Below are 22705 nucleotides of genomic sequence, written 5' to 3'. Positions count from 1 at the left end.
GAAAGAATGGAGATCAAAGTGAAAGATTATTTAGTAAAAGCAATTGCTCATAATAAACAAGTGCGTGCATATGCAGCTATTACAACTGAAACGATTGAGGAAGCAAGACGCCGCCATGATATGCTAGCGGTCGCTTCTGTGGTTCTAGGACGTTCTATGACAGCAGGAGTCATACTTGGTGCCATGCTAAAAGGCGAGGAAAAACTAACCGTAAAAATGAATGGCGGCGGACCTATCGGGACCATTCTAGTTGATGCAAATACTAAGGGCGAAGTGAGAGGATATGTTTCAAACCCTCACGCGTATGCAGGACTGAATCAGGAGGGTTCACTTGATATTAAATCAGCGGTAGGCACAAATGGAATCCTTTCTGTCACCAAAGATATTGGCTTAAATCAACCCGTCATTGGCCAGGTTTCCATTGCATCGGGTGAGATCAGTGAGGATTTTACTTCTTATCTACTGCATTCAGAACAAATAGCTTCCTCTGTTGGTGCAGGTGTCCTTGTGAACCCGGACTTTACCATTCAAGCAGCTGGAGGGTTTGTTATTCAGCTGATGCCAAACACAGAAGAAAAAACCATTCGTTTAATTGAAGAACGTTTACAAACGATGCCTTCTATTTCTTCGATGATTGGGCAAGGTGTAACACCTGAACAAATCCTTATTCAGTTACTTGGTGAAGAAAATATCACCATTCTTGAAACAATCCCAGTTCAATTCCAATGTGAGTGCTCTAGAGATAGAATTTCGAACGCTATTTCAAGTCTAGGAAGCGAAGAAATCCGAGATATGATAGATACGGATGGACAGGCTGAAGCAACATGCCATTTTTGTAATGAAAGCTACCATTATACTAAAGAGGATTTAGAAACATTATTAAGAGTGGGTATTTCGTAAAGTATAAAGAAAGTGTAGATCATATTATATCTTTTTCTGCCTGCTATCAGCGAAAATTAATATGAATGACAGAAAATATATATTAAAAGATAGGAAGAAACTAAATGGAGAAAGCACCGAAAGACACACGCGTAGTTGTAGGGATGTCCGGCGGAGTCGATTCTTCCGTTGCAGCAATGCTTCTAAAAGAGCAAGGCTACGAGGTAATTGGATTATTTATGAAGAACTGGGACGACACGGATGAATTTGGTGTGTGTACAGCTACAGAAGACTATGAGGACGTTATCCGAGTCTGCAATCAACTAGGGATTCCCTATTATGCTGTGAATTTTGAAAAGCAGTATTGGGACAAGGTATTCACCTATTTTCTCGAAGAGTATAAGGTAGGAAGAACGCCAAATCCGGATGTAGTATGCAATAAGGAAATTAAGTTTAAGGCATTTTTAGATTATGCCCTGAGCCTTGGAGCTGATTATGTGGCTACAGGACATTATGCACGGGTGGTCAGAGAAAGCGGGAAGGTTCACATGTTAAGAGGAAAAGATGTGAATAAGGACCAGACTTATTTCCTTAATCAATTAACAGAGGAGCAGTTAAGTAAGATATTATTCCCGGTAGGTGATATGGAAAAACCAAAAGTAAGGGAATTAGCTGTAAAAGCTAATTTGGCGACAGCATCCAAAAAAGACAGCACAGGCATTTGCTTTATTGGTGAACGAAATTTCAAAGAGTTCTTAAGTGGTTATTTGCCTGCTCAAAAGGGGAATATGGAAACATTCGACGGAAAAGTCGTCGGCCACCATGATGGATTAATGTACTATACAATCGGGCAGAGGCATGGATTGGGGATTGGGGGAGACGGCGATCCTTGGTTTGTAATTGGAAAGGATGTTGAAAGGAATATACTATATGTTGGACAAGGCTTCCACCATGAAATGCTGTATTCAGACAGCATCATTTCTGACGATGTAAGCTGGATTTCAAAAGGAGGCATACCTAATAAATTTGAGTGTACTGCAAAATTCCGCTATCGCCAACCAGACAATAAAGTAACAGTAGAACGGTTGAATGATTCTAGAGTTAAAGTTACTTTCCATGAGCCGATTCGTGCCATAACGCCTGGACAAGCAGTTGTCTTCTATCAAGGAGAAGAATGTCTCGGTGGAGGAACTATTAACCAAGTGTATCGCAATCACAAGCAATTAAGGTATGTAGGGTAAAGAAAAAAGCGCAGCTAGAGCTTTCGTTCCTGTAACGATGATACTTGTTGTCTTAAAGATCCCAACTTGGATGACGATGGCCATTTCTCTTGCAATTACGTTTAATTCATCAATTGGTGCGACGGTCAGTAAAATAACGGTCGTTCAGGTTTTCTACGGGCCGATAGCGATAGATTATTGACAGTTTGCTTCTCCAATAGGGGCTAAAGTTGGCTAAAAAGTAAATATAAAAATACGCCGAGCGGTATTGGCATTGCAGATCTTTGAGTAAAGCGATTAAAATTTGGCGGGATATTCTTTAATCTTAAGAAGGAAAGAGAATTATGCCTCTAATGAAAAATCAAGAATATATTTAATTGCAGAAGCGGAATATGTGGGAAAGCGGTTATGAAACAAACAGTAGAAGGTTTCCACCAGTATGCCCAGCTGTTCTGCTCGGGGCTGTGTTTGGAATTATAGTGTTTATTGAAATTATTTAAAAAATTTTTTAACTAGAAAAACAGTAGTCGGAAATAGCTCCTTTTCACTGTGTCTAATTTTTACTAGTGAACAAAGAGTGTATTTCAAGCAGTGAAATAAAACAGAACTAATTGATGAAGAGAGTGAAAAAAGTGAGGATAGGTTTTTTTGACTCTGGTATTGGGGGAATAACTGTACTGCATCAAGCATTAAAGTTCTTGCCGAACGAAGACTATATCTTTTATGCTGATACTTTACACGTTCCATATGGCGAAAAGCCTAAGGAAGAGGTAAGACAATATATTTTTAACGCAGTGGATTTCATTGCTAAACAAGAAGTAAATGCATTAGTTGTTGCTTGTAATACCGCAACCAGTATTGCAATAGAAGACCTTCGCAAAACGTATGATTTTCCTATAATCGGTATTGAACCAGCTGTAAAACCAGCTGTTCAACAACGTGAAGGAAAAAGGAAAAAAGTTTTAGTATTAGCGACAAATTTAACTCTTAAAGAGGAAAGGTTCTATAACCTTGTGAAGAGCTTAGATCATTACGATATTGTTGATAGTTTGCCTCTTCCGGGTCTTGTCGAATTTGCTGAGAATTTTATATTCGACGGTGAAAGGGTTTTACCTTATTTAAGAAACGTATTATTATCGGTTGATTTAAAACAGTATGGAACCATTGTTTTAGGATGTACTCATTTCCCATACTTTGAAAAAATTTTAAAGGAAATACTCCCCAAAAACGTAGATATTATTTCTGGTAATATTGGAACTGCAAAGAATTTGAGACGAATTCTTGAAACAAAGAATCAAATTAATAAGGGTAGCGGAGACATTTTATTTTTTCAATCAGGATACAAAGTTGAGGATAATGAAATTATTTCTAAATATAAAGAGTTAATGGATCTACTAGATCAAGTATAAAACAAAGTTTCTATTACGTTCTCTGTCAAAATGAAGTGAAGCTGATGCCGAAAAGAAAATTGAACAAAAAATTAGCGCCGCATGCCCCTTCAAAATCTCCGATTTAGGGGGGAGGCGCTAAAGTCTTTATTCTCCCTGTTCTGCTATATATTTTTTATCACATCGATTGTTGCTCCACCTGTCGTTAAAATTATGTAACTTCGGCTCCAAATTTGTTCAGAAATAATAGACACATTCTGAGTACGACAGCTTTGTCCTTATTGTCTTATCATATTCAGCAAAAGAGATACATCATTTGTGGAGCCAACAGAGATAACGGCTTTTTGAGCAGCATCAGCAAATCTCTTCACTTTCTGCGCAAGATCAGCTCTTGTTACAATCACATCTGCATTGCGTATGGCTTCAGTGAGGACGTTTTCTGTCGAGGACGAGACATCGATTGTATGGATGTCTGCAGATGTTATCCGTCTTATTTCATCCAAATAAAAGATGCATGAACTTAATTTACATTCAATAAAGAGATAACGCGGCTTTTGTTTAAGTGGTTGGCCGAATAGCTTCATGTAGGCAAAGCCCGACAGCAACACATTTTCGATATTAAAACCCAGTTCGTAGGCATCCTTGATTGTTTGTTCAACAAAAAGAAAATAAGGATGTTGGGTTTTAAATCTCGCAATTTCTTCCTCGCCGGCAACCTGTGTTCCTCGTCCTTTTTGTATAATTAGAAGCCCCTCTTCTTTTAATTGAGAATAGACTGACTGAATCGTATTGCGGTTAATGGAAAGTTGATCCGCTAACTGATTGGTTGAAGGAAGAATATCTCCCGGTTTGAGTAGGTCCTTTCCAATTAACCATTTAATCTGCTCTTTGATCTGAATGTTAATGGGCAAAGGAGACTGCGAATCAATGTTAAAAAGTGACCCTGAATACTTCATATTTAAACAACCAACTTTCTGGGTTAACTAATAAGCTAGATATGTTTAGATTAGTGAACAAACTTTAAAAAATCAAGTTTTGTCCCAGGGCATTAAATCCGCTTCATAAAGAGCATTTGACAACAATACTATTAAGGTATAAACTTGATTTACAGTTAACCAATTAACTAGTTAACTAAAAATACATGATTTAGGAGTGACATTAATGGCTGGTTCAAAAACGAATGTAAAGACTGTCTGGAATGGAAATACAAAAGGTACCGGAAAAATTAAAGCTGATCGTCTTGAAACAAATATCGCGATCCCAGAGTCTTTAGGTGGCAGTGGGGAAGGCACAGAGCCTAAAGAATTGCTTGTTTCCTCTGCAGCAGCCTGCTATTCGATGACGCTGGTTGCCATGCTTGAAACAAGAAAATTACCTGTAGCAGAATTGACAATGAAGTCGGAAGCAACCAATTCAAAGGAAGAAGGATTTAAAATTATCCATTATCCTTATGTTATTTTGTCTGCTGATGCAACGGAAGAGCAGATCCAAGCAGCTAACAGAGCAATTGTGGCTGCTGATAAAGGATGTGCAATTGGGAATATGTTGAAAAAAGCGGAGGTTCAGATAGATTTTGAAGGCAAGGTATCTGTAGCATCGGGGAAAGAAAATTAATGAATATCTGGCAGGCCGCAAATTAGGCTGTCGCTAAAAAAAGAGAAAACTAACATGCTCATCCTTGATACAAGAGTTGAAAAATGAAATTCATAAATAATAGATTTCAATAATCACTAATGTTTTGGTGGGATGGACAAACATTTCTTGAGCACAATGCTGCTGTCCGGTCAGGACCAAGGCAATAATTGGCAGCAGTAATATTTCAAGGGTGAGCTGTTTAACGAGCTCTTATTTGTTTAGATCTTCACTACCCATGGTAAGCTCTGAGTAAAAATGAAAAAACAATCGAGTTATAATTTTTGAGAAATCAATACTTTTACCTGGATAATCTGAAATTGTTCCCTCTGGCAAAATAATGGGACGCTCATTGTTGATTTTTAATCAATTTCTCTCCTCGTTGTTACTCAAAGTTGCTTTTAATATTTGTTTTTTCTTCACTGATTTAATGTGAAATTGGTAAAATGCTGGACTGTCTACACTCAACTGGACAGATAAATAAAGAGGATTAATAAGCATAGATATTCTTTCGTTGTATTAGATGTGAAAATACTTTCGCTTTTAAGTTAAATGAAAGGTTGTACTCTTACCCGTATATGGACGGTGCTCTTGATATACTGTTGTTTGGTTTAAATTAAAAATACGTGATGCTGAATTACCGGTTCAACATTTTTCGAATGAGGAATGAAAAAGCGTTCTTTACTTATGGATTAACCTCTACCGCCATCAGTACCAGTCCGTTCTTCTCGATAAACAAAGAGACTATCAAAAGAACACGAAAAACTCGATTAAATCTTACCTTGTTGCCATACTAATCTTAACTAATAAATACCACTGATATCTTAAAAAAGTGCCTTATCAGCCCCTTCAAGAAATACTGGGCAGGCTGGAGAAATCATTTTACGCTTGACAATATACCTTGTGGGGTATAGTATGTATCCATACACTATTGATAGCAAGGAGGGGAAGTCATTATTTCTCTGTTGATTAGTTTGTTTCTTTTTTCAATAGCCGTTATACCATATAGACGTCTTTGTCCTGTTAGAGGAATTGCTTTTATAAAAGAAAGTCATTTTGTTAAGAATGACTTGATGATTTTAGATATTAGAGATTACCGTGACGCCCAAAATGAAGAGTACAAGCAATATATGAATATTCCGTATGCTTATCTCAAGCGGAACTATCGGGAAATTCCGCCTCTTAGCATTCATGTGGTAGCCACAGATCAGCTCGAGTTAAATTTAGGTTTACGGTATTTGAAAGCGAAAGGCTTTGAAGTGGCCAGTTACTCACTGACAAAACGGCAATGGAACCAAAAACAGAAAGGAGAAATTTGCTGTGGTATACGATAAAAGAATCGAAAACCGGTTAAAGCGTATTGAAGGACAAATTCGAGGAGTCATGAACATGATGCAAGAAGGGAAAGACTGCAAGGAAGTCGTGATGCAATTGTCGGCTGTACGCAGTGCTATTGACCGGACAATGGGAGTCATTGTTAGCACAAACCTGGAACAGTGTATTAGAGAAAACATTGAAGCAGGGGAAGGAACAGATACCCTGGTGAAAGAAGCGGTAGAGCTGCTGGTAAAGAGCAGATAATTAAAAAAATCAATTTAAACAGTTGACGAAGTTATTTTTTTATTTTAATATACCCATATAGGTATATGGGGTTAGGTCAATATAAGTTATTAACCGAAGAGAAGAAAAGAATAATTTGTTTCTTCATTCAAAACAAAAAAATTTTTAAATTTTAACATACCCATACGGGTAATAGTAAAGGAGAATAAGATGACTGAGCAAAAGAAAACAACAAACATTATTTTATTTAGCGGTGATTACGACAAAGCAATGGCTGCTTACATCATCGCAAACGGAGCGGCCGCTTACGATCACGAGGTAACGATTTTTCACACTTTCTGGGGATTAAACGCCTTGCGTAAGGATGAACCATTGACCCTGAAAAAAGGATTTCTTGAAAAAATGTTTGCTAAAATGATGCCGCGCGGTGCAGATAAAATGGGTTTGTCAAATATGAATTTTGCTGGAGTGGGCCCAAAAATGATCAAGCACGTAATGAAGAAACATAATGCGGTGACCCTTCCGCAATTGATTGAAATGGCACAGGAACAGGATGTAAAACTGGTTGCCTGCACAATGACGATGGATCTTCTTGGTCTTCAGCAGGAAGAGCTGCTTGAGAACATTGAATATGCAGGAGTAGCAGCTTACTTAGCGGATGCAGAAGACGGCAATGTGAACTTGTTCATTTAAAATGATGGATAAAGAAAAGGGGGTATCGAATACGGTGTTTGAGACAAGTACGTTCATCAATATATTATTAGGTGTATACCTGGCATGGTTTTTGTATCGCAGGTTTGCTCCGGTTAAAGGCGTTAAGCATATTACAACAACTAAATTAAAATCAGAATTAAACTCGAAGAACCATCAGTTTATCGATGTACGGACACCAAATGAATTTCAAGCGAACCGGATTAATGGTTTTAAAAACATTCCCCTGCATGAGCTTCAAAAGCGGGCAAATGAACTGTCAAAAGAAAAAGAAGTGTTTGTGATCTGTCAAAGCGGCATGAGAAGCAGTAAGGCGAGCAAAATCTTGAAAAAGCTCGGCTTTAAGCACATTACGAATGTTAAAGGCGGAATGAGTGCCTGGTGATCAGGATATGAGGAGGAATTGTAATGAAACAAATGCTGCCAAATGAAGTGGAAACTTTAGTAACTCAGGGAAAAGAGCTTTCTATCATCGACGTTCGTGAAACAGATGAAGTTGCCGCAGGCAAGATTCCGGGAGCAGTCAATATTCCTTTGGGACTGCTGGAATTCCGTCTGCAGGATCTAGATAAGTCAAAGGAACATATTGTCGTCTGCCGTTCAGGCGGCCGTAGCTCAATGGCTGCTAACCTATTGGAAGAACGCGGATACAAAGTGATCAATATGGCGGGCGGTATGAATGAGTGGCAGGGACCTACCGAATAATTTTTTTGCCTTTAAATATACCCTGGGTGGTTTATAAGAATAGGAGGAAATAGAATGATTACACCAAACCATGTATTAGACGCAAAAGGACTGGCTTGTCCAATGCCGATTGTGAAAACGAAAAAAATGATGAAGGATGTAGAACCGGGCCAGGTATTAGAAATCCAGGCAACCGATAAAGGCTCAACGGCTGATTTGCAGGCATGGGCAAAATCAGGCGGTCATGAATATTTAGGAACCGAAATTGAAGGGGATGTTCTTCGGCACTACCTTCGTAAGGGTGGAGCAAGTTCGGTATCAGAAACGGTTGTGATTCCTGAAATTTCATTAAAGGACTTTAAAGAAAAAGTCGAAAACGGCGAACATATTACGGTGTTAGATGTACGTGAATTAGAAGAATACCAGGAAGGGCATATTGATGGTGCAATCCATATCCCTCTTGGTGAAGTGGAACAGCGTTCAGATGAATTAAAAAAAGATGATCTTATTTATGTCATCTGCCACTCCGGGCGAAGAAGTGAACTGGCTGCTCAGATAATGAGCAAACAAGGCTTTAAAAAGTTAATCAACGTAGTACCTGGCATGTGTGACTGGACAGGAAAAACGGTTAAATAAGGGAGGAAAAAACATGACTAGAAAAACAGCGATTATTGCCGCAAATGGTGGATTATTTGATGCTTATAAAGTGTATAACATTGCAACAGCAGCTGCTGCAAGTGATCAGGAAGTAGCGATTTTCTTTACCTTTGAGGGGCTTAACCTCATTCACAAAGAAGCATACCAGCAGCTTCCTATGCCGGAAGGAAAAGAACATTTTGCCGAAGGCTTTAAAAAGTCAAATGTGCCTTCTATCCCGGAATTGGTAGAGATGGCGCAGGAAATGGGCGTTACCTTTATCGGCTGCCAAATGACGATGGATGTCATGGGGCTTGAGAAGAACGCTTTTATTGACGGGATTGAAGTAGGCGGAGCCGTTACCTTTTTAGAATTTGCAAAAGATGCGGATGTAACGTTAACGTTCTAAAAATAAAAAAAGAAAAACTAAAAGTTTTTAAATCAAAATATACAGTAGGAGGTAAATGTAGAATGTCAGTACATGTGATGACAGCGAAAGAAGTCGCAAGAAAAGTGATTCAAAAAGAGTCTTTCTTTATTTTAGATGTCCGGAACGAAGATGCCTTTCAGGATTGGAAAGTGGAAGGGGACAATATTCAGCACTTAAATGTCCCTTACTTTGATCTTCTGGATGGTGTAGAAGAGATCCTGCCGCAGCTTCCACAGAACAAAGAAATCGTGGTGGTCTGTGCCAAGGAAGGTTCATCCATTATGGTAGCCGATATGCTTTCTGAAGCAGGATTAACGGTTTCGTATCTTAAAGGCGGCATGAAAGCCTGGAGCGAATACTTGGAGCCGGTGAAAGCAGGCGATTTAAAAGATGGCGGCGAACTGTACCAGTTTGTCCGTATCGGGAAGGGCTGCCTCTCTTACATGTTGGTGTCAAACGGAGAAGCAGCAATAATTGATGCGACTCGGATGACCGATGTGTACCTGGATTTTGCAAAAGAAAAGGGTCTCAAGATTACACACGTGTTTGATACACACCTTCACGCCGACCATATTTCAGGCGGCCGGGCAATCGCCGAAGCCACAGGAGCTGTATACTGGCTTCCGCCAAAAGATGCCGAAGAGGTCACATTCAGTTATGAGCCGTTAGAAGAAGGAAAAGATGTGAAGATCGGCAGCACGACCATTGCGATTCAGCCTGTATATTCGCCAGGCCATACCATTGGTTCCACATCCTTTATTGTAGATGATGCTTACCTGCTGTCAGGAGATATTCTCTTCATCGACTCGATTGGTCGTCCTGATTTAGCCGGACTGGCACAAGATTGGGTAGGGGATCTGCGCGAGACGCTTTATAAACGCTACAAAGAACTATCCGATGACCTGATTGTTCTGCCTGCCCACTTTATGATTACCGAAGAGTTGAATGAGGATGGGAGTGTATCCGAGAAACTCGGCACACTATTTAAGAAAAACCACGGCTTGAATATTGAGGACGAGTCGGAATTTAGAGAGCTGGTAACCGGCAACCTGCCGCCACAGCCAAACGCGTATCAGGAGATCCGCCAGACCAATATGGGGAAAATCACGCCGGACGAAGAACAGCAGCGTGAAATGGAAATCGGGCCAAACCGCTGTGCGGTTCGATAAAATACAAACCAACTATTAAAAACAGAAATGGAGAGATTGACATGAACGCAAATAAAGTATTAGACGCCAAAGGATTTGCCTGCCCAATGCCGGTTGTGAAAACGAAAAAAGCGATGAATGAACTGGAATCCGGACAAGTGCTGGAAATCCATGCGACAGATAAAGGCGCAAAAGCGGACCTTGCGGCCTGGGCAAAATCAGGCGGCCACGAACTGCTGGACCTTGCAGAAGAGGGCAATGTATTAAAGTTCTGGATTAAAAAGAGCTGATAAGAAAAGGAAAAGATATCGTTTGATATCTTTTCTTCTTTTGAAAGGAGCAGAAACAAATGGATCTTGCGTTTATTGTAACGGTTTTCCTAATCGGTGTTACCGGCTCCTTTATCTCCGGAATGGTGGGGATCGGAGGGTCGATTATTAAATATCCGATGCTGTTATATATCCCTCCCTTGGTCGGATTGACGGCATTTAGTACCCATGAAGTGTCTGGAATCAGCGCTATTCAAGTCTTTTTTGCCACAATCGCAGGGGTGTGGACATACCGAAAAGGTGGCTATTTGAACAAAACGCTGATTATATACATGGGATCCAGCATCCTGATTGGAAGTTTTATCGGCGGCTACGGCTCTGGCTTGATGTCAGAAGGCGGCATTAACGTGGTATATGGCATACTCGCGGCCATTGCGGTCATTCTAATGTTTCTTCCAAAGAAAGGGCTGGATGATATTCCACTTGATCAGGTGACTTTTAATAAATGGCTGGCTGCAGGGCTTGCTTTTGTGGTCGGAGTGGGAGCAGGCATTGTTGGCGCAGCCGGGGCTTTTGTTCTTGTACCGATTATGCTCGTTGTTTTAAAAATCCCAACCCGGATGACAATTGCTACTTCCCTTGCGATTACGTTTATTTCATCAATTGGTGCGACGGTGGGTAAAATCACGACCGGGCAGGTTTTATATGAGCCGGCAGCAATCATGATTATCGCCAGTTTACTGGCTTCACCGCTAGGAGCCAAAGCTAGCCAAAAAGTAAACATAAGAATACTCCAGGTGGTATTGGCATTACTTATTTTGGGTACATCGATTAAAATATGGATGGACATTCTGTAACCTAAACAAGAAAAGAGGGTAGTGCTTCCCATGAAAGTCAGACATTTATTTAGCTGTAGAAGTGGAACATGCGAAAAAAACGGTTATGGAACACAAAACAGAAAATTTCCCCAAGTATGCCCAGGTGTTCTAATTTGGGTGGTGTTTGGACTTATCGTCGCGATTGAAAAAATCTTTTAATCAGGAAAACAGGATATGCCAGGGATGCTTTTATAGTAGTGAAGGATAAAAGGGTTGGCTAAAACGTAATGGGAATAGTCAGGATTTTTTAGATAATGTTATTATTCGAATAAAGCAACCAGCAGTTAACAAGTTCAAGGATAAGAAAACCAGCTGATATCGTAAATAACGGAAGGAGAATGAAAAGTGAATATGTGGCATGAACGATTTAAAGAAAAAGAATATGTGTATGGAAAAGAAGCGAGTGAGATTATTCGCATAGCTGCAGAAAAAATCAAAAAAGAAGGTGAAGTTCTTTCCATTGCAGAGGGAGAAGGCCGCAATGCAGTATTTTTAGCTCAAAAAGGCTTTCACGTAACAACGTGGGATTATGCTCTTTCAGGCATTGAAAAAACGAAGAGCTTAGCTTTAGAACGAGAAGTCACGGTAAAAGCTGAATTTTGCGATCTTGCCCAGGCTGATTGGGCTGAAAATAAATGGGATGCGGTCATTCATGTATTCGGCCATTTTCCAAAGCCTATTTTTGAAAAGACGGTGGAGGGTATCAAAAAATCTCTAAAACCCGGCGGCTTGTATGTAGCTGAATTGTATTCAACCGAACAACTGCGTTTTCATTCTGGCGGCCCCCGGGATATTCATCTGCTGCATACGCCTGTTCAATTATTAAATGCATTTGAAGGATGGTATGTCCAGCATTTTTATACAGGTGAAGCGGAACGAAACGAGGGGAAACTTCATCAAGGCACCAGTCATATTATTCAATCCATTTTTCAAAAACCTAAACAATGATCAAGAAGTCTCCCTAGGTAGTACGGATTTAAAAAAGTAAGTTCAGTGCAGGAAAGCATTCAACTTTCCGGCTATCATGCAATATATTATTTCTCTAGCTTTGTTGATTAGTTAGCCATTATTGAATTCAAATTTCTTTCATGATGCTTACATTAAAAAGTGATAAGGACAGGAGAAGATCAATATGTCTAAACAAACAGAACTAATTAAAAGGCGATACAACCGGATTGCCCCGGTATTTAATACGATGGATAACATGATCCGTTCTTCATGGCGCAGGGAGATGCTTGCCAAGGCAGAAGGGGAGGTATTGGAGGTTGGGATTGGCACAGGTGCGAACCTTCCATTTTATCCTTCTAAGGTAACTCATGTAACAGGAATTGATTTTAGCCCGAAGATGATAAAGCTGGCACAGAAAGAAGCTGAAAAAGCCCCGGTTCCTGTTAAACTCATTGAGATGGATGCAGAAGAGCTGGATTTTCCCGATGCATCCTTTGATACCGTGGTTACGGCTTGTGTTTTCTGTTCAGTCCCTGATCCTATCCAAGGATTAAAAGAAATAAAGAGAGTGTTAAAGCCTGGCGGGAAGATATTAATGCTTGAACACATGCGCAGCGATAACACTGCTCTTGGCAAACTGATGGATGCAGCAAACCCCCTGATTGTTAGAATATGGGGTGCTAATATCAATCGGAAAACAATGGAGAACATACAAGTCGCCGGTCTAAAAGTGAAACAGGAAAAACAGCTGATGGGAAGTATCAGGAGAGAATTAACCCTAAAATAAGTAAAAAACACATCCGTATACCAGCCGTATTACTTAATTTATATTCTAAAACTGATCATTGAAAGAAGAAAAGCAGGATATTTGTTTTTCCCATTCCTATTTGTTTACGTCCTAAAAAGGGAGGTTTCTTTTAATGCAACACCACTTAATCGGTAAATCCGTTTTACTTGTAGAAGATGACCCCAAAATCCGTAACCTTGTAAAAATTTATTTAGTTAAAGAAGGATATGAAGTAATAGAGGCCGCTAACGGGTGCGAAGCAAAAGAAAAAATTGAGGAGCTGGATCCTTGTATATTAATACTTGATCTTATGCTGCCAGGAATTAATGGAGAGAAACTCTGTCAGTGGGTTCGGGAAGATTTAAAAAGTATGATGCCAATTATTATGCTTACAGCCAAAGTATCAGAAGCCAATCTGATTCAAGGGTTCAAACTAGGTGCAGATGATTACATAACAAAGCCATTTAGTCCCGCTGAATTAATAGTCAGGACCGAAGCCGTTCTAAGAAGAACCGCTAGTCGCTGTGGAAAGCTAAGCTTTACAGGTTTTACGATTAAACCCGCAAAAGGAGAGGCATGGATAAACAAAGAAATGCTTGACCTAACCCGTTTTGAATTTAAACTCCTTCATTTGTTTATGAAGCATCCAGGGCAGGTCTTATCTAGAGAGCAGATCTTATCCTTTATCTATGAAAATCATGAGAAAGAAGTATCTGACAGAACCATTGATGTGCATATCAAGCATTTAAGAGAAAAAATTAAAGAAAAGTCACCGAAAGACTATATTCAAACTGTGCGGGGAATGGGGTATAAGTTTGTGGCTCAATAGGAAAATGTCCAACCTCTTATCAAAACTTATCCTACTAAACAGCCTGGTTATTTTTCTAGTCATTCTTCTAGCGGGCTTCTCTGTCAAAGAGTACGCCTGTTTTTTGGTGAATGCTGAAAATGTCACAGGTCCTGTTTTTGTTAAAACCTTAGACGGTTTTCTGTGGAAAGTGAGCATTTTTGCTTTTATTATCGTGGGCGTATTCCACTACGTGACAGTCAAAAAGATAGTAGATCCCATCATAGATTTGTCCAGGGCAGCAAAAAAAATCAAGGAAGGCGAAACACCTTCAAAAGTTGAAGTATCCACATCAGGTCAGTTAAAGGAACTGGCTGAAAATTTTAATGCCATGGCGAAGTCGCTTCAGTCTGCCCAAGAAAAAAGAGAAGAAATGCTTAAGGACATTGCACACGAGCTTAGGACACCTCTAACAAATATAAATGGTTACCTCGAAGCCCTGCAAACTGGGGTAATTGAAGGGAATACAGAATTGTTTGGTTCACTTCTTGAAGAATCCCGTCGTATTACAAGAATTGTTGAACTGATTACTGAATTAAACGCGTGGAACAATGGAATCTATCTTTCAAAGAAGACACTAGATCAATTAGAAATCAAAAAAGTACTAGAGGAATCATTAACCGCCTTTCAGTTGAAAATAAATATCCATTTCGCCGATGCCCTCTTCGATATTGAAGAAGCCATTTTACCTGGAAATCAAGATGGACTCATGCAAGTTTTCACAAATATTCTCCAGAATATTTCAGACTATGATACGGGGAAGAACTTGACGGTCAAGGGAGAAAAGAAAGAGCAAATATATATTATTTCTTTTTCTCATACCGGACAGTTTATCGATCCAAGAAAAAAAGAATTGATTTTTGAACGGTTTTACCGTCTTGAAGAATCAAGGAGCACGAAGTCAGAAGGTGCAGGCCTTGGCCTAGCAATTGCAGAAAGCATTGTAACCGCTCATAAAGGAACCATTGGTCTTGAAACTGATGGAAACAATCACACTTTTTGGATCAGCCTTCCTCTTGCAAAGAAGTAAGTCGTTATCTTAATCATTTCTTAACAATTAGCCTCCATACTTTTATTGAACTTTATTTACGAATACAGTGAGAATCAGCTGCAAATTTTAAGGGCTTAACTGCTTTTGTAAAGGCCCGATATTCTCTCTCACTTTTCAACTTTTGTTCAGTCAAAAGAAAGGAGGCGGTGGCTTGTATAAAGTTTTAGTAGTGGAAGAAAAAAGAGCTGTACTAGACGAATTTTGCAGGGTGCTTGAGCCAAACGAGGTATCCTGTATCCGAATTCACTCTGCTGAAGAAGCCTTACATATCGTACATAATGAATGGATTGATTTAGTTATTTTAGATATTCTTTTACCTTCACTTTTGTGGATTCAATTATGTGAAAAGATAAAAGAATGTTCCATTGTTCCAATTGTAATCATGACAGAAACTTATGACAAAATTTTTATATTGCAGGCCTTGAATGCCGGAGCAGATGACGTTGTGACAAAATGTATGGATATTGATATTCTCATTGCGAAGACAAAAGCTCATTTAAGAAGAAGTGCTAGTAGCAACCCTAAAGAACTGTATTTTAAAGGAATCGTCTTAAATCGAGAATTGCTTGAAATACAGTATGAGGGCAATCTTTTACCATTCACACGAAAAGAATATGCGTTAATTGAGTATTTTTTAAATCATCCTAATCAAGTTATAAAAAGAAAAAAACTATTATCACATCTTTGGGACGGCTACCAGCATATCGATGCACGGACTGTTGATTCTCATATTCGAAATATTAGAATGAAATTTCGGGAAGTGGGATTTCCAATCGATGAGTTTTTGAGAACAGCAAGAGGAATCGGTTACTTATGGAAAATAAATGTGGAAGATTCAAACCAAAAATGGGCCGAATGCCATCTGAAAGAAAAATCGAGTATAGACCATAAGTTGATAAAACTAAACTAAAAAATCTGCTGAATGTGCTTTAATTATTCAGCAGATTTTTTATTGGAAATAAGATTCTATGTATCTAAAAAACAAACGACCTTTTGTTTCATGTATGTGCAGATTCCATCAATTTTCAACAAAAATGACTTACTTATCAATCATTTTGTCATTGGAACTTAAAATAGAAGTTTCGTCCTTTTTGATAAAATAAAGGAAATAAAAGATTATATAAATAGTCATCTGGGAGGAACAAAGTGAAGAGAGTAAAAAGAGTACTAGTTACGTTCTTGGCCGCAGTAATGTTTTTAACTATTTCTCCGCTTTTGTCCGTGAAAACAGAAGCAGCCTCTATCGGAGAAGCCATTGTCCAGTATGGTCAAAAATTTATAGGAGTTCCTTATGTTTGGGGAGGTACCACACCAAACGGGTTTGACTGTTCCGGCTTCACTCAATATATTTATAAAAATGAAGCAGGTATCTCAATCCCACGCACAACGGATCAACAATATCAAATCGGCACATCGGTAGCCAAAAGTGACCTTCAGCCAGGCGATCTTATTTTTTACGCAAATACATATAAAAAAGGAATCTCTCACGTAGGTGTGTATGCAGGCAATAACATGGTATTAAATGCTACAACCAGCAAAGGTGTTGCACTAGTGTCTATGGACAACCCTTATTGGGGACCGAAGTATGCGGGGGCAAAACGCGTTATACAGGAAGAGAAAGCACCAGAATGGTTTACAGACGTCGCAAAATCGGATGCAACGTACACAGCCGTTAAATCATTAACAGATAAAGAGGTGATTAATGGGTTTGAGGACTGTACATTCCGTCCGGATGAGAAAGTCACACGAGGCCAGGCAGCAGCCATTATGAATCGGGTTCTAAAGTTGGAACCTAAGGTAATGAGCCACTTTAAAGACGTACCAAAAACAAACCGTTTTGCTTATGATATTGCCGCCATCCGCGAAGCAGGCATTATCAATGGGTTTGAGGATAAAACTTTCCGTCCGGATGAAGAAATGACACGTAATGAAATGGCTTCCATCATTCAACATGCATTCGATCTAAAAGTATCACAAACAGCGGCGGCAAGCGTTCTATACACAGACGTCAAAGCAGGGCACTGGGCGTATGAAGGTATCGTAACGATGACTTCTGTCGATAAAACAGGATTTTTTAAAGGGGAAAAGTTTTATGGGACGCATCATGCAACACGTGAAGCTTTTTCAGTCGCTATTTATAATGCGATAAATGCAAAATGAAAAGAGAGCTTAATCCAGCCAGCTGGATTAAGCTCATTTTTTATAGTAAGTATTTTGACCTTGTTCTGATAAATAAGAGATTTTCATCAAACCTTAACATTTGCTTGAGAAAATAAAGAAAACGAACAGAAAAGGGATGGATCAGGTATGGATGTAACCATCAGAGAAACAAAATTGGCTATCACACAGCATGAACATGGAAATTTGCCGATTTCTACGGAGATAGGAAAAGGCTTCCGACCCTATGAGCTTTTTATATCCGCAATCGCAGGATGTGCAGGAATGACCTTTGCGAAAATCGCGGAGAAACAAAGGCTGGATATTGAAAGTATCCATCTCGTTACAGGCGTTAAGCGGATACAGGAAGAAGCAAACCGAATCAGTGAAATTTAGCTTCATTTTATCATAGGAGGTTCAAGATTATCCCAAGAAAAAATAGAAAAAAACATAAATTTAACCGTCAAAAACTGTGGGATGGTTCAATCTGTCAAAGACTGCATTACCATTCAGGCATCGTTTGAACTCAAATAAGAGAGTGGGAAATTTAAAAGGAGAGCGTCCAATTGCAGATGTTACTATTTGAAAATTTACCGGTTCCGCTGGAGTGGATCCTTGCATTCATTTCTCTGCTGGGCGGATGGCTTATCGTGAAATGGTATGCAAGACATCATCAAATCCCGCACGAAAATAACGAAGTGGTTATGAACAGTCTGTTTATTTGGGGAATTGTCTGGAAGTTCAGTATCATTCTCTTTAATCCTTCAATGGTTAAAGCAGAGATTTTATCTATCATTTATTTTTCAGGAGGAGAAAAGGGATTTTTTCTTGGGGCACTGATAAGTATCGGCTTTTTAGTATGGAAAGCAAAAAAGGGGCATATTTGGTGTTCATTAAGTGAAGCAATAATTGTATTTGGTACAGCATCTTATGGAATTTTTTTAGTATTAACTAGCTTTGTTCAGAGAGAGGGAATTGTGACGATCTTTTCTCTGGCTGCTACGTCTGTTTTTTTAATCATGTGGTTGTGGGAGGTGGAAGCTAAGAGCCCATTGCCACAAAAAGCGGGCATCATCTTCATTGTGTTTGGGTTATTATTTCACATGCTTAACGAAGCGCCGCTGATAGAAATATGGATAACGGTCATGTTTCCGCTGCTATCTATTTTGTTTTACAAAATCCCATTAAAAGGGGAAAAAATATGAAAGAAAAAGTTATTTTATTGCTTCTTGCTTTATCCATTGGTCTTTTTTTCTTTGATCAATACGCAGGTAAACCAAAATCCCCGATAAACAAAGAATCATCCCAGACTACAGAACAAATTAAAACCGGTACGGAGCATGGACAGAAAGCACTTGATTTTGGGTTGAAAACTAGAGAAAACCAGAATATAAAACTCTCAGACTATAAAGGGAAAAATGTATTCGTTAATTTTTGGGCAAGCTGGTGTCCGCCATGCCGGGCGGAAATGCCGCATATTCAGGACTTTTATGAAGAGTACAAGGGGAAAGATGTGGCTGTACTTTCAGTAAACTTAACTCATCTTGATAAGGACCTTGATACCATTCATCAGTTTGTACAGAAAAACGGCCTTACCTTTCCTGTCATATACGATGAGAGGAGAATTGTAAATGATCTTTATAAAGTGAATACGATTCCTACAAGCTATGTCGTTGATAAAGATGGAGTTATCCGGGAACGCATTGTTGGCCCGGTCAGCAAAGAGAGATTAGAAAAACTCTTTTCTCATTTACCAAACTAATAGACCATCTAGGAGTTGTTGATTATGTATTTAGTGACAATGGCTGAAAATTGTTTGAACTAAATATACTTTTGGGGGGTGTTATACGTAATGAGGTAAATATAAGAATAACTAAAGAAAGGTGGATTTAAAACATGGATAAGGAAATTACCATCACAGTGGCATGCAGGCAAGGACTGAATTACAGACTTGTAGGATAAAAAATAGGAGGGATTTTATGTTTTTCACATCATTTTTTGATGAGCGTTTAGCTCAGTATACGTATTTGGTTGGGTGTCAAAAAACGGGAGAAGCAATTGTGATTGATCCAGCTCGGCATGTGGCTCCTTTTATTGAAAAAGCAGAAAAAGAAGGATTAAACATCACAGCAATTGCAGAAACACATATTCATGCCGATTTTTTATCAGGTTCGATTGAGCTTGCGGAAAAAACAGGTGCCAAAATGTATTTGTCCGATGAAGGAAACGAAGATTGGAAATATCAATTTATAGATCGATATGATGTTGAACTTGTGAAAGATGGGTCGATCATTCATATTGGAAAAGTAAAAATGGAAGTATGGCACACACCAGGGCACACGCCGGAAAGCATTTCGCTTCTTTTAAAAGATGAAGGAGGCGGTTCTTCCGTTCCAATGGGAATGTTTACAGGTGACTTTGTATTCGTAGGCGATATCGGCCGTCCGGATTTGTTAGAAAAAGCGGCAAACATGCAAGGAACGGCCCAATCCGGTGCAAAAGATATGTTTCAATCCATTCAACGTTTTAAGGAGCTTCCCGATTACGTACTTGTTTGGCCAGCACATGGAGCGGGCAGTGCATGTGGAAAATCACTTGGAGCAGTGCCTCTATCAACGGTTGGTTACGAAAAGGTCAATAACTGGGCGCTAAAAATTGATAATGAAGATTCATTTATTAAAGAACTTTTGAGTGATCAGCCCGAAGCGCCAAAATATTTTTCGATGATGAAAAAGATGAATAAGGAAGGACCCGCAAGTTTACCAACAGAAACGCCAAAAGTAATGGGGGACGTGGGCCAATTGGATGTTAGGAATATATCATTTTTAGATGCGCGCCCGGCAAAGGAATTTGCTGAGCATCATTTAAAAGGCGCATATAATATTCCTCTTAACAAGTCGTTTACAAATTGGGCTGGCTGGCTGCTGCCATATGACCGCGATATTGTAGCAGTGATTAGTGAGGAACAGCAGGAAGACATGCTGACGGCGCTCCAGTCTATCGGTTTAGATCAAGTGAAATCCGTTATTCGCCCTAAAACAGCAGAACAAGGCGGTGAAACAATCGCACAAATCACTGCGGAAGAATTTTCCCAAATACAGGAAGGTCAGCTTATTGATGTACGCAACCATTCTGAGTGGAAAGAAGGGCATCACCCAGAGGCAGAGCACATTATGCTTGGCGATTTGCCAGATGAAATCAGTCGCATAAAAAACGAACAGCCCGTAATTGTCCAGTGTCAGGCCGGCAGCCGTTCAGCAATTGCTGCAAGTGTGTTGAAAGCCCGTGGTGTAGAGCGTGTCATCAATCTGCAAGGAGGATATAAAGCACTCCAAAAGCACGGTATTGTTTCATCATAAAAATGTTTTACGTTTTTGATCATAAAAACCGTTTTATAGAACCTGTTAGGACAAAATAGCTTTTTTATACAGTAGTTGCTTCTGTCTTTTTATCATCTTCATTAAATTTTAATAAACAGACTTCAGAATATAAGAAATGTAGATTGAAGAGGTGAAAAGGTGGAACAAGTCACATTATGGATCGCGCTTGTAGGAGGTCTATTATCGTTTTTTTCGCCATGTGTAGTGCCAATCCTGCCGGCGTACGTGTCACATTTAACAGGCGGAAACATTCAGGAACAAAAGCTAAGGGTAGACGCGAGCCATTTAGTTCAGCGCTCTTTGGCTTTTGTTTTTGGGTTTAGCATGGTATTTATTTTAATGGGAGCATCAGCGACGTTTATAGGCCAATTGTTTACAGCCAATCGTCCGTTTATTGAACAGTTAAGTGGAATTTTGATTATTATCTTTGGTTTACAAATGCTTGGCATCTTTCAATTTTCCTTTTTGATGAAAGACAAGAAGTGGGATCATCAATTGAAACAGCCGACAAGCTGGCTTTCCTCTATTCTGCTTGGCATGGCTTTTGGATTCGGCTGGACGCCCTGTGTTGGATTAACGCTTTCCTCTATTTTGTTGCTTGCCAGTTCAAGCAATACGCTTGGTCATGGCATGGTGATGTTAACATTTTATTCTTTAGGAATGGCTCTTCCTTTTTTGCTGCTCTCTTTTATGATGACCAGGTCGGTAAGCATCATTCGCACGATTAATCGATATCTGGGCAGGCTTTCAGTCATAAATGGCTCTATTATGATTTTGCTTGGATTGCTTGTGTTTACCGGACAAATGACAAAAATAAGCGCTTATTTCGCTCAATTTTCTCTTTTTACATTTTAAGAAAAGCCCTCTAAAGAGGCAAGTCTTACACCTTAATGGTGTACGGATGGGATTCTTGAATGACTAAGCGTTCTCAGTTCACTTCTGCTTTGAGCAGCCTTCAAGATAACGGTGTGTCATCACCGCTCCTAAGACAGACCTTATAGGTTCTTAGGCTGGTTGACTTTTACCACCAACCACAGGTGCATAACGAATGTTCATTGCACCGACTAAATGTAAATAAACAGAACTAGTGGCTCTTTATTGTGGTGATCAGTAATTATTAAGCATTGGAGAAAACTCGTCATCGGGGCTACAGCAATTTTTAGTTACTAGTTTCTGCTAGTTTACAAGCAACTACTTGTGTAGGAAGGAGACAAAAGAATGGGACAGGAATTATATAAAAAAATTTATACTACAAAAGAATTTTATGTTGCTCTTTATAAAGGCCTAAGGACATTCAAATACATGAGAAAGAACAAGAAAATGAATAGGATATCCCCACATTTTATTGAAAGGGTCATGCTAGCTGTAACGGCAGTAAATGGCTGTGAAGTTTGCTCATATGCCCATACAAAAATTGCTTTGGAACAAGGGATGAGCGATAAGGAAATAAAAATGCTTTTATCAGGAATGACGGAAGGAATTTCGGATGATGAAATGTCGGCTATTGTTTTTGCGCAGCATTACGCCGATACGAGAGGAAATCCATCCCAGGAAGCATGGAATCGCGTAGTGAAAGTATATGGAACTGAAAAAGCGTTTGGAATACTGGGTGTCATTCGAATAATTATGATTGGGAATATTTACGGCATCGCACTAAGTGCCTTCAAAAGCCGTATCAAAGGCAAAAAAATTGAAAAAACTAATTTTTTCTATGAAGTTAAGATGATCATGAGTATTATTCCTCTTCTGCCGGCTGCTTTGATCCATGCTTTTATTTCAAATCTGTTTAAAGTCGCTGTGCTGAATTTTGATGAAAAACAAGGCGTGGAAACTTTAATGTAATAAAAGCAGGTTTATTTAAATACCCCATTTCATATGAATCTGATCAAGGTCTGTTCCGTAATCGGCTGTTTTAAAGAAGTAATGAAAAAGGCCAATTTCTCTTTGAATTTACGGAGAAGTTAGCCTTTTTTATGTTGGAATTTCCTTATCAGGATAACTCAGCGTTTTCCTGAAAGTACCCTGGATTGTCAACACTAAATCAGACAGCTTTTTTAAGGGGCGATCGTTTGTATTCAATCGGGCTTACATAGCCTAGTG

27 protein-coding genes are annotated in these 22705 nt (G+C 39.3%); 26 read left to right on the top strand and 1 reads right to left on the bottom strand.

The genetic code is table 11. The features are described from left to right. The first annotated feature begins 18 nt into the window (after positions 1–18). The 3 genes from hslO to murI all read left to right on the top strand — a co-directional run bounded on the left by hslO (position 19) and on the right by murI (position 3508). Complete coding sequence (gene hslO, locus RG959_RS09465; protein WP_342796887.1) at positions 19–900, top strand: Hsp33 family molecular chaperone HslO; 882 nt, start codon at positions 19–21, stop codon at positions 898–900. Positions 901–1004: 104 nt separating this feature from the next. Continuing rightward, positions 1005–2120 (top strand): tRNA 2-thiouridine(34) synthase MnmA, encoded by a 1116-nt coding sequence (gene mnmA, locus RG959_RS09460; RefSeq protein ID WP_342796886.1) that lies wholly within the window; start codon positions 1005–1007, stop codon positions 2118–2120. A gap of 611 nt (positions 2121–2731) precedes the next feature. Further along, a complete protein-coding gene (murI, locus tag RG959_RS09455; RefSeq protein ID WP_342797012.1) occupies positions 2732–3508 on the top strand; it encodes a glutamate racemase in 777 nt (258 codons plus the stop codon). Between the two features lie 257 nt (positions 3509–3765). Here murI and RG959_RS09450 read toward each other — a convergent pair whose 3' ends face one another. Continuing rightward, positions 3766–4443, bottom strand: a complete 678-nt coding sequence (locus tag RG959_RS09450) for a GntR family transcriptional regulator (RefSeq protein WP_342796885.1) — start codon at positions 4441–4443, stop codon at positions 3766–3768. 205 nt (positions 4444–4648) lie between these two features. Here RG959_RS09450 and RG959_RS09445 point away from each other — a divergent pair, with 205 nt between their 5' ends. The 23 genes from RG959_RS09445 to RG959_RS09335 all read left to right on the top strand — a co-directional run bounded on the left by RG959_RS09445 (position 4649) and on the right by RG959_RS09335 (position 22447). Further along, positions 4649–5101, top strand: coding sequence for an OsmC family protein (locus tag RG959_RS09445; protein ID WP_342796884.1), 453 nt, complete (start codon positions 4649–4651; stop codon positions 5099–5101). Between the two features lie 1091 nt (positions 5102–6192). After that, positions 6193–6453 carry a hypothetical protein gene (locus tag RG959_RS09440; RefSeq protein WP_342796883.1) on the top strand — a complete coding sequence of 87 codons (261 nt, stop codon included), beginning with the start codon at positions 6193–6195 and terminating at the stop codon, positions 6451–6453. Next, on the top strand, positions 6440–6700 hold the full coding sequence (locus RG959_RS09435; RefSeq protein ID WP_342796882.1) for a metal-sensitive transcriptional regulator: 261 nt from the start codon (positions 6440–6442) through the stop codon (positions 6698–6700). Before RG959_RS09440 ends, RG959_RS09435 begins: the two co-directional genes overlap by 14 nt. 189 nt (positions 6701–6889) lie before the next feature. Continuing rightward, on the top strand, positions 6890–7372 hold the full coding sequence (locus RG959_RS09430) for a DsrE/DsrF/DrsH-like family protein (RefSeq protein ID WP_342796881.1): 483 nt from the start codon (positions 6890–6892) through the stop codon (positions 7370–7372). A 34-nt stretch (positions 7373–7406) separates the two neighbouring features. Further along, positions 7407–7775, top strand: coding sequence for a rhodanese-like domain-containing protein (locus RG959_RS09425; RefSeq protein ID WP_342796880.1), 369 nt, complete (start codon positions 7407–7409; stop codon positions 7773–7775). A gap of 23 nt (positions 7776–7798) precedes the next feature. Beyond that, positions 7799–8095, top strand: a complete 297-nt coding sequence (locus RG959_RS09420; protein ID WP_342796879.1) for a rhodanese-like domain-containing protein — start codon at positions 7799–7801, stop codon at positions 8093–8095. 54 nt (positions 8096–8149) lie between these two features. Continuing rightward, positions 8150–8710, top strand: a complete 561-nt coding sequence (locus RG959_RS09415; RefSeq protein WP_342796878.1) for a sulfurtransferase TusA family protein — start codon at positions 8150–8152, stop codon at positions 8708–8710. A gap of 13 nt (positions 8711–8723) precedes the next feature. Next, positions 8724–9119 carry a DsrE/DsrF/DrsH-like family protein gene (locus tag RG959_RS09410; protein ID WP_342796877.1) on the top strand — a complete coding sequence of 132 codons (396 nt, stop codon included), beginning with the start codon at positions 8724–8726 and terminating at the stop codon, positions 9117–9119. A gap of 62 nt (positions 9120–9181) precedes the next feature. After that, a complete protein-coding gene (locus tag RG959_RS09405) occupies positions 9182–10309 on the top strand; it encodes an MBL fold metallo-hydrolase (RefSeq protein ID WP_342796876.1) in 1128 nt (375 codons plus the stop codon). 41 nt (positions 10310–10350) lie between these two features. Further along, on the top strand, positions 10351–10578 hold the full coding sequence (locus RG959_RS09400) for a sulfurtransferase TusA family protein (RefSeq protein ID WP_342796875.1): 228 nt from the start codon (positions 10351–10353) through the stop codon (positions 10576–10578). Between the two features lie 59 nt (positions 10579–10637). Next, entirely contained in the window at positions 10638–11414 is a 777-nt protein-coding gene (locus tag RG959_RS09395; protein WP_342796874.1) for a sulfite exporter TauE/SafE family protein, read from the top strand. Positions 11415–11786: 372 nt separating this feature from the next. Further along, a complete protein-coding gene (locus RG959_RS09390; RefSeq protein ID WP_342797011.1) occupies positions 11787–12383 on the top strand; it encodes a class I SAM-dependent methyltransferase in 597 nt (198 codons plus the stop codon). A gap of 184 nt (positions 12384–12567) precedes the next feature. Then, entirely contained in the window at positions 12568–13170 is a 603-nt protein-coding gene (locus RG959_RS09385) for a class I SAM-dependent methyltransferase (protein ID WP_342796873.1), read from the top strand. A gap of 133 nt (positions 13171–13303) precedes the next feature. Beyond that, positions 13304–13999 (top strand): response regulator transcription factor, encoded by a 696-nt coding sequence (locus tag RG959_RS09380; protein ID WP_342796872.1) that lies wholly within the window; start codon positions 13304–13306, stop codon positions 13997–13999. 106 nt (positions 14000–14105) lie between these two features. Continuing rightward, positions 14106–15047, top strand: a complete 942-nt coding sequence (locus tag RG959_RS09375) for an ATP-binding protein (RefSeq protein ID WP_342797010.1) — start codon at positions 14106–14108, stop codon at positions 15045–15047. Between the two features lie 172 nt (positions 15048–15219). Then, on the top strand, positions 15220–15978 hold the full coding sequence (locus tag RG959_RS09370; protein ID WP_342796871.1) for a response regulator transcription factor: 759 nt from the start codon (positions 15220–15222) through the stop codon (positions 15976–15978). Positions 15979–16214: 236 nt separating this feature from the next. Further along, positions 16215–17228: a C40 family peptidase gene (locus tag RG959_RS09365; RefSeq protein WP_342796870.1), complete on the top strand. Its 1014-nt coding sequence runs from the start codon at positions 16215–16217 to the stop codon at positions 17226–17228. Between the two features lie 147 nt (positions 17229–17375). Then, complete coding sequence (locus RG959_RS09360) at positions 17376–17621, top strand: OsmC family protein (RefSeq protein ID WP_342796869.1); 246 nt, start codon at positions 17376–17378, stop codon at positions 17619–17621. A 170-nt stretch (positions 17622–17791) separates the two neighbouring features. After that, entirely contained in the window at positions 17792–18430 is a 639-nt protein-coding gene (locus RG959_RS09355) for a hypothetical protein (RefSeq protein ID WP_342796868.1), read from the top strand. Next, positions 18427–18987 carry a TlpA family protein disulfide reductase gene (locus RG959_RS09350; RefSeq protein WP_342796867.1) on the top strand — a complete coding sequence of 187 codons (561 nt, stop codon included), beginning with the start codon at positions 18427–18429 and terminating at the stop codon, positions 18985–18987. The genes RG959_RS09355 and RG959_RS09350 overlap by 4 nt, the downstream gene beginning before the upstream one ends. Positions 18988–19204: 217 nt before the next feature. Next, positions 19205–20584: an MBL fold metallo-hydrolase gene (locus tag RG959_RS09345; RefSeq protein WP_342796866.1), complete on the top strand. Its 1380-nt coding sequence runs from the start codon at positions 19205–19207 to the stop codon at positions 20582–20584. Positions 20585–20743: 159 nt separating this feature from the next. Beyond that, positions 20744–21460 (top strand): cytochrome c biogenesis CcdA family protein, encoded by a 717-nt coding sequence (locus RG959_RS09340; RefSeq protein WP_342796865.1) that lies wholly within the window; start codon positions 20744–20746, stop codon positions 21458–21460. Positions 21461–21823: 363 nt separating this feature from the next. Continuing rightward, positions 21824–22447, top strand: a complete 624-nt coding sequence (locus tag RG959_RS09335) for a carboxymuconolactone decarboxylase family protein (RefSeq protein ID WP_342796864.1) — start codon at positions 21824–21826, stop codon at positions 22445–22447. The last annotated feature ends 258 nt before the right edge of the window (positions 22448–22705 follow it).

The organism is Domibacillus sp. 8LH, assembly GCF_038806185.1.
In the GTDB taxonomy this organism is placed as follows: Bacteria; Bacillota; Bacilli; order Bacillales; family Domibacillaceae; genus Domibacillus; species Domibacillus indicus_A.
Note: the sequence above shows the minus strand (reverse complement) of the source record. Positions and strands in the feature narration are given on the sequence as shown.

Coding starts and splice junctions, on each gene's coding strand:
- RG959_RS09410 (WP_342796877.1), top strand. CDS start 8,724: ATGACTAGAAAAACAGCGATTATTGCCGCAAATGGTGGATTATTTGAT.
- RG959_RS09415 (WP_342796878.1), top strand. CDS start 8,150: ATGATTACACCAAACCATGTATTAGACGCAAAAGGACTGGCTTGTCCA.
- RG959_RS09390 (WP_342797011.1), top strand. CDS start 11,787: ATGTGGCATGAACGATTTAAAGAAAAAGAATATGTGTATGGAAAAGAA.
- RG959_RS09430 (WP_342796881.1), top strand. CDS start 6,890: ATGACTGAGCAAAAGAAAACAACAAACATTATTTTATTTAGCGGTGAT.
- RG959_RS09395 (WP_342796874.1), top strand. CDS start 10,638: ATGGATCTTGCGTTTATTGTAACGGTTTTCCTAATCGGTGTTACCGGC.
- RG959_RS09405 (WP_342796876.1), top strand. CDS start 9,182: ATGTCAGTACATGTGATGACAGCGAAAGAAGTCGCAAGAAAAGTGATT.
- RG959_RS09445 (WP_342796884.1), top strand. CDS start 4,649: ATGGCTGGTTCAAAAACGAATGTAAAGACTGTCTGGAATGGAAATACA.
- RG959_RS09360 (WP_342796869.1), top strand. CDS start 17,376: ATGGATGTAACCATCAGAGAAACAAAATTGGCTATCACACAGCATGAA.
- RG959_RS09380 (WP_342796872.1), top strand. CDS start 13,304: ATGCAACACCACTTAATCGGTAAATCCGTTTTACTTGTAGAAGATGAC.
- RG959_RS09345 (WP_342796866.1), top strand. CDS start 19,205: ATGTTTTTCACATCATTTTTTGATGAGCGTTTAGCTCAGTATACGTAT.
- RG959_RS09420 (WP_342796879.1), top strand. CDS start 7,799: ATGAAACAAATGCTGCCAAATGAAGTGGAAACTTTAGTAACTCAGGGA.
- RG959_RS09335 (WP_342796864.1), top strand. CDS start 21,824: ATGGGACAGGAATTATATAAAAAAATTTATACTACAAAAGAATTTTAT.
- RG959_RS09350 (WP_342796867.1), top strand. CDS start 18,427: ATGAAAGAAAAAGTTATTTTATTGCTTCTTGCTTTATCCATTGGTCTT.
- RG959_RS09440 (WP_342796883.1), top strand. CDS start 6,193: ATGATTTTAGATATTAGAGATTACCGTGACGCCCAAAATGAAGAGTAC.
- RG959_RS09400 (WP_342796875.1), top strand. CDS start 10,351: ATGAACGCAAATAAAGTATTAGACGCCAAAGGATTTGCCTGCCCAATG.
- RG959_RS09450 (WP_342796885.1), bottom strand. CDS start 4,443: ATGAAGTATTCAGGGTCACTTTTTAACATTGATTCGCAGTCTCCTTTG.
- RG959_RS09385 (WP_342796873.1), top strand. CDS start 12,568: ATGTCTAAACAAACAGAACTAATTAAAAGGCGATACAACCGGATTGCC.
- mnmA (WP_342796886.1), top strand. CDS start 1,005: ATGGAGAAAGCACCGAAAGACACACGCGTAGTTGTAGGGATGTCCGGC.